The 2,623-nt window shown below is 32.2% G+C and carries 2 protein-coding genes; both read left to right on the plus strand.

What is annotated here, in order from left to right; all coding sequences use genetic code 11:
• Window positions 1-79: 79 nt before the first annotated feature.
• Window positions 80-889: an MIP/aquaporin family protein gene (locus VLM92_RS15610; protein WP_325277246.1), complete on the plus strand. Its 810-nt coding sequence runs from the start codon at window positions 80-82 to the stop codon at window positions 887-889.
• A gap of 25 nt (window positions 890-914) precedes the next feature.
• Window positions 915-2,453 (plus strand): glycerol kinase GlpK, encoded by a 1,539-nt coding sequence (gene glpK / locus VLM92_RS15615; RefSeq protein WP_325277247.1) that lies wholly within the window; start codon window positions 915-917, stop codon window positions 2,451-2,453.
• The last annotated feature ends 170 nt before the right edge of the window (window positions 2,454-2,623 follow it).

Raw genomic sequence — 2,623 nt, forward strand, 5'->3', positions numbered from 1 at the left:
ATAGTTTCTTACTATAGGACCTCTCTGTTTTTTTGTCTAAATATAACGTTATATAAAAAATATAAAGGAGGAGTTTAGATTGAAAAAAACATTAATGGGAGAATGTATATCTGAATTTATTGGATCATGGATACTAATATTTATAGGCTGTGGATCTGTAGCATCGTTAGTATTAAATGGTGCAAATATTTCTCAATGGGAAATAGGAATAATCTGGGGATTAGCAGTTACAATGGCAATATATGTTACAGGAGCAGTATCAGGAACTCATATAAACCCAGCAGTAACAATAGCTTTAATGGTACATAGAGATTTTCCAAAGAAAAAAGTAATACCATACATAGGAGCTCAAATTTTAGGATGCTTTGTAGGAGCTGCAACAGTTTATTTCTTATTTAAAAATCTATTCATATCTTTTGAAAGTACTAATAATATAGTAAGAGCAAGTGCTGGTGGTCTTTCTACTGCAGGAGTATTCTCAACATATCCACATGCAGCATTAAGTTCAATAGAGGCATTATTTGTAGAGATAATAATAACAATGTTTTTAGTTATGGTAATATTAGCAGTAGGTGAAGCTAAAAACTCTAATAAACCAGCTGCAAATTTAGCACCAGTTATGATAGGTTTAACAATAGCTATAATAGGTTCAAGTTTTGGAGTATTAACAGGGTTTGCAATGAATCCAGCAAGAGACTTTGGACCTAAATTATTTGCAATGATAGCAGGATGGGGAACTGATGCACTAGGACCTAATATGTATTTTTGGGTACCAATAGTTGGACCAATTATAGGAGCAGTTTTAGCAGGATTTGTATTTGATAAAGGTGTAAGAAAATATATGGATGAAGAAGAAGTTTTAGAAACTTCAAAGCAAGACTGCATTTAAATAAATTACTGGAGGGAAATTAAAGATGGAAAAAAAATATATAATGTCCTTAGATCAAGGAACAACTAGTTCAAGAGCTATATTATTTGATAAGCAAGGAAACATAGTAGCAACTTCTCAAAAAGAGTTTACTCAATTTTATCCAAATCCAGGATGGGTAGAACACAATCCTATGGAAATATGGGGAAGTCAAAGTGGAGTAATGAGAGAAGTTTTAGAAACTAACTCTATAAAGCCAGAAGAAGTTTGTGCTATTGGTATAACCAATCAAAGAGAAACTACAATAGTTTGGGATAAAAATACAGGAAAACCAGTATATAATGCAATAGTATGGCAATGTAGAAGAACATCTCAAATATGTGATGAATTAAAAGCAAAAGGATATGAACAAAAAATAAAAGAAAAAACAGGACTTATATTAGATGCATATTTCTCAGCAACTAAAATAAAGTGGATACTTGATAATGTTGAAGGTGCAAGAGAAAAAGCAGAAAATGGAGAACTATTATTTGGAACAGTTGATACTTGGTTAATATGGAACTTAACTCGTGGAAAGGTTCATGTTACTGATTATTCAAATGCAGCTAGAACAATGCTTTACAATATAAAAGATTTAAAGTGGGATGATGAAATACTTGAGGCACTAGATATACCAAAGAGCATGTTACCAGAAGTTAAGCCATCAAGTTGTATATATGGATACACTGATGAAGGTATGTTGTCAGGTGCACAGATACCAATAGCAGGATGTGCAGGAGACCAACAAGCAGCTTTATTTGGTCAAACTTGTTTTGACGAAGGAAGTGCTAAAAATACTTACGGAACAGGTTGCTTCATGCTAATGAATACTGGAGAAAAAATGGTTGAATCTAAAAATGGATTATTAACAACAATAGCTTGGGGTGTAGATGGAAAAGTAGAATATGCTCTTGAAGGAAGTATATTCATAGGTGGAGCAGCTATACAATGGTTAAGAGATGAACTTAGAGTATTATATGATGCTAAGCAAAGTGAATTTTACGCTCAAAGTGTAGCTGATACTAATGGAGTATATGTAGTACCAGCATTTGCAGGACTTGGAGCACCTTATTGGGATATGTATGCTAGAGGGAGTGTAATGGGGCTTACTCGTGGTGCTAATAGAGCTCATTTAGTACGTGCAACATTAGAATCAATTGCATACCAAGTTAAAGATGTACTTAATGCAATGCAAGAAGACTCAGGACTTAAATTAAAAGGACTTAAAGTAGATGGAGGAGCAAGTGCAAATAACTTCTTAATGCAATTCCAATCTGATATATTAGATGCTAATATAAATAGACCTAAAGTAGTAGAAACTACAGCATTAGGAGCAGCATATTTAGCAGGTCTTGCTGTAGGATTTTACAAAAATAAAGAAGATATAAAAAATTCTTGGATAATAGATAGAGAGTTTACACCAGATATGAGTGAAGCAAAAAGAGCTTTATTATATAAAGGATGGAAAAAAGCAGTACAAAGGTCACTTCAGTGGGCAAAAGAAGATGAAGAATTTGCAAAAGAATTAGAATCTATAAACTGTTAAATTAATAACTTTTGAAAATTTAGTGACATAAAATGTAAATTAACATATAATAAAAGTATAAAAAGAAAACTTTTTAGTATTTTATAAATAAAAGAAAGAATACTAAATAACATATTATGGCTAAGAGATGAGAGAGCCTTCTATACAATGTATAGGGGGCTCTCTGTTTT

The organism is Romboutsia sp., assembly GCF_035470145.1.
Classification (GTDB): Bacteria; Bacillota; Clostridia; order Peptostreptococcales; family Peptostreptococcaceae; genus Romboutsia_D.

What these genes read in the sequence shown, in the direction of transcription:
- glpK (WP_325277247.1), top strand. Translation starts at nt 915, where the DNA reads ATGGAAAAAAAATATATAATGTCCTTAGATCAAGGAACAACTAGTTCA.